The organism is Thiocapsa sp., from assembly GCF_011390875.1.
GTDB lineage: Bacteria > Pseudomonadota > Gammaproteobacteria > Chromatiales > Chromatiaceae > Thiocapsa.
Map to the genome: position 1 here is coordinate 1 of NZ_JAABRP010000290.1, position 4,191 is coordinate 4,191.

The following is a 4,191-nucleotide window of genomic DNA, read 5'->3' on the forward strand; positions in this document are numbered from 1 at the left end:
GCCGAAGGCAAGAAGCAGAAAGCTGACGGCTGGAGGCTGACGGCTGGAGGCCGGGGGCTCATGACCAACGCCCGATCATGCATTGACCACCCAAATTCTCACCATTGTAAACCTCGAGCGCTGATATAATCCGCGCTTTGCCCGTGCCGACCGCTTCGACCGCTTCCGGGAAACATCATGACCAACAAGCCCGATATCGATCCCCAAGAGACACAGGAATGGCTCGATTCGCTCGAGGCCGTGCTCGAGAACGAAGGCGTCGAGCGCGCCCACTTTTTGCTCGAGCGACTGATCGACAAGGCGCGCCGCTCGGGGGCTTATCTCCCGTTCACCGCCAACACCGCCTACGTGAACACCATTCCGGTTCAGCAGCAGGAACGCTTCCCCGGCGATCGCGCCATGGAGCGACGCATCCGCTCCTTTGTGCGCTGGAACGCGATGGCGATGGTGGTGCAGGCGAACCGGCTCTCGACCGAGCTTGGGGGTCACATCTCGAGCTTCGCCTCCTCCGCAACCCTGGTCGACGTGGGATACAACCACTTCTTCCGCGCACGCGACAAGGATCACGGCGGTGATCTCATCTTCTTCCAGGGCCACGCCGCGCCCGGCATCTATGCCCGCGCCTTCCTCGAAGGGCGCATCAGCGAGGAGCAGCTCTACAACTTCCGCCAGGAGGTCGACGGCAACGGCCTCTCCTCCTATCCGCACCCATGGTTGATGCCCAACTTTTGGCAGTTCCCGACTGTCTCGATGGGGTTGGGTCCGCTGATGGCCATCTACCAGGCGCGCTTCATGCGCTATCTGAACGACCGCGGGCTGGTCAACACGAGCGAGCGCAAGGTCTGGGCCTTCCTGGGCGACGGCGAGATGGACGAGCCCGAATCGCTGGGCGCCATCTCCTTGGCGGCGCGCGAGCGTCTCGACAACCTGGTCTTCGTGGTTAACTGCAATCTGCAGCGTCTCGACGGCCCGGTGCGCGGCAACGGCAAGATCATCCAGGAGCTCGAAGCGGTCTTCCGCGGCGCCGGCTGGAACGTCGTCAAGGTCGTCTGGGGCAGCTACTGGGACCCCTTGTTCGCGCGCGACAAGCAGGGCCTGCTGGTCAAACGCATGGAGGAATGTGTCGACGGCGACTACCAGGCCTACAAGGCCAAGGGCGGCGCCTACACCCGCGAGCACTTCTTCGGCAAATATCCCGAGCTCAAGGAGATGGTCGCGAACATGACCGACGAGGACATCTGGCGTCTGAACCGCGGCGGCCATGACCCGGCCAAGGTCTATGCCGCCTACGATTCGGCCATGCGCATGAACGGCAAGCCGACGGTGATCCTGGCCAAGACCGTGAAGGGTTACGGCATGGGCGTGGCCGGCGAGGGTATGAACATCACCCACTCGCAGAAGAAGATGGGCGAGACGCATCTGAAGGCCTTCCGCGACCGCTTCAATATCCCGATCTCGGACGACCAGATCGGCGCCGCGCCCTTCTACAAGCCGCCGCAGGACAGCCCCGAGATGCAGTACATGCACGAGGTCCGCGAACGGCTCGGCGGCTTCCTGCCGCTGCGTCGCGACGATGCCGCGGTGCTGCCGATCCCCGAGCTGGATGCCTTCAAGCCGCTCCTGGAAGGCAGCGGCGACAAGGAGATGTCGACCACCATGGCGATGGTGCGCATCCTCACCATCCTGGTGCGCGACAAGGCGATCGGTAAGTACCTGGTCCCCATCGTTCCGGACGAGGCGCGCACCTTCGGCATGGAGGGCATGTTCCGTCAGCTCGGCATCTACTCCTCGATCGGCCAGCTTTACGAGCCGGTCGATGCCGATCAGGTGATGTACTACCGCGAGGACAAGAAGGGTCAGATCCTGCAGGAAGGCATCAACGAAGCCGGCGCGATGTCGTCCTGGATCGCAGCAGCCACCGCCTATGCGAACCACGGCCAGAGCATGATTCCCTTCTACATCTACTATTCCATGTTCGGGTTCCAGCGCATCGGGGATCTGGCCTGGGCGGCGGGCGACATGCAGGCCCGCGGCTTCCTGATCGGCGGCACCGCCGGACGCACCACGCTCGCCGGCGAGGGTCTGCAGCATCAGGATGGCCACAGCATGGTGGTCGCCGCGACCATCCCGAACTGTGTGGCCTACGACCCGGCCTACGCCTACGAGCTCGCCGTCATCATCCAGGACGGCCTGCGCCGGATGTATCGGGAGAAGGAAAACGTCTTCTACTACGTCACGGCGATGAACGAGAACTATGTTCAGCCGGCGCTGCCGGAGGGCGCCGAGGCCGGGATCCTCAAGGGCATGTATCCGGTCCATCAAGGCGAGGAGCACACCCATCGGGTCCAGCTGCTCGGGGCCGGGACCATCCTGCGCGAGGTCTTGGCCGGGGCCGAGCTGCTCGCCAAGGACTTCAACGTCGGCGCCGATGTCTGGAGCGTCACCAGCTTCAACGAGCTGCGGCGCGAAGGCATCGACGTGGAGCGCTGGAACATGCTTCACCCCGACCAGCCCCAGCGCACCACCTATGTCGAGGAGCAGCTGGCCGGGACCCAAGGCCCGATCCTCGCCGCCACCGACTATGTCCGGACCTACGCCGACCAGATCCGCCCCTACATCCCGCGCCACTACCTGGTGCTCGGCACGGACGGCTTCGGGCGGAGCGATATGCGCAGCCAGCTGCGAAAATTCTTCGAGGTGAATCGTTACTACATCGTCGTCGCCGCCCTGAAGGCATTGGCGGACGAGGGCGAGATCCCGACCGCGACGGTCTCCGAGGCGATCCGGAAATACCGCATCGACCCGGAAAAACCCAACCCGGTGACGATCTGAACCGCGCTAAACCGCGTCCGGCATGGCATGGGTTACTTCGGTCGATCGACCGACGTACAAGGACCCACGAAGCGCTCGGTCGACGCGGTTTAGGACATCTAAAATCTAAGGCTAAACCGCGTCCGGGCCGAAGCGCCCGGTTCTGCCCGGACCGCCCACCACAGGGAGTTGTGGTGCTCGCCCCGGATGCGGTTTAGGGAGGACAGAGCGTGGCAACCGTCGAAGACATTCTGCTGCCGGACATCGGGGACTTCTCGGACGTCGAGGTGATCGAGATCCTCGTCGCGCCGGGTGACCGGATCGAGGCCGAGCAATCGATCCTCAGCCTGGAGAGCGACAAGGCGACCATCGAGATCCCGGCGCCGTTGGCGGGGGTGATCCGAGAGCTGAAGGTCAAGGTCGGCGATCGGGTGAGTCAGGGGGATCTCCTGATGACGCTGGAAACCGATGGGTCCGGCTCCGAGGAGCCTCCACCCGGGAAGACTTCGGCCGACAAAGCGGGATCTGCGCAAGTGCAAGCCGGCGGAGCCCAAGCCGAGCCGGTTCCCGTTCCCGCAACTTCACGCCCGGCGCCCCCTGCCCCGGCATCGCCGCAGGCGCCGAAGGCAAGTGCTCAGCGTACGCCGAGCGGCGGCGAGACCATCTCCGTGGTCCTGCCCGACATCGGCGATTTCGTGGACATCCCGGTCATCGAAGTCCTGATCGCTCCGGGAGATCGTATCGAGGTCGACCAGTCGCTCCTCACGCTTGAGAGCGACAAGGCGACCATGGAGATCCCCTCGCCCAACGCAGGTGTCGTCGAGGAGTTGGCCGTCAAGGTCGGGGATACCCTGAATCAGGGCGATCTCATCCTGACACTGCGGGCCGATGGCGAGGCCGACAGCGGCGAGCCGGTCGCAACCGCCGAGCCGATGGCCGCGAACACGGCCGAAGAGCTCGAGGCACCGCCGGGCCCGGCATCGAGCGCCAAACGCGCACCCGGTGAATCCGAGCGCCGACCCGCTCCCGTGCTGCCGCGCCCCGAGGACATGGCCGCCATCGCCAAGGGCCGCAAGGCCCATGCGAGCCCCACCGTGAGACGTTTCGCGCGCGAGCTCGGCGTCGACCTGAAAGTCGTCAAAGGGTCGGGGCCAAAGGGTCGCGTGCTTAAAGACGACGTCCAGGGCTTCGTGAAGCAATCACTCGCGCAAGGTGCTCCGACCGGGGCCGGCGGCGCCCTGCCCTTCGCCTTGCCCGCCGCGCCCGAGATCGATTTCGGCAAGTTCGGCCCGATCGAGGTCACCGAGCTGTCGCGCATCAAAAAGCTCAGCGGCCGGCATCTTCACCGCTGCTGGCTCTCGGTGCCGCATGTCACCCAGT

General features: G+C 64.8%; 2 protein-coding genes. Both read left to right on the forward strand.

Features of this window, described 5'->3' with window-relative positions:
- Positions 1-177 precede the first annotated feature (177 nt).
- Positions 178-2,832 (forward strand): pyruvate dehydrogenase (acetyl-transferring), homodimeric type, encoded by a 2,655-nt coding sequence (gene aceE, locus GPT33_RS17210; RefSeq protein WP_296811438.1) that lies wholly within the window; start codon positions 178-180, stop codon positions 2,830-2,832.
- A 209-nt stretch (positions 2,833-3,041) separates the two neighbouring features.
- The coding region (locus GPT33_RS17215; protein ID WP_296811441.1) for a biotin/lipoyl-containing protein at positions 3,042-4,191 on the forward strand (1,150 nt) is incomplete at its 3' end.

Coding starts and splice junctions, on each gene's coding strand:
- aceE (WP_296811438.1), top strand. CDS start 178: ATGACCAACAAGCCCGATATCGATCCCCAAGAGACACAGGAATGGCTC.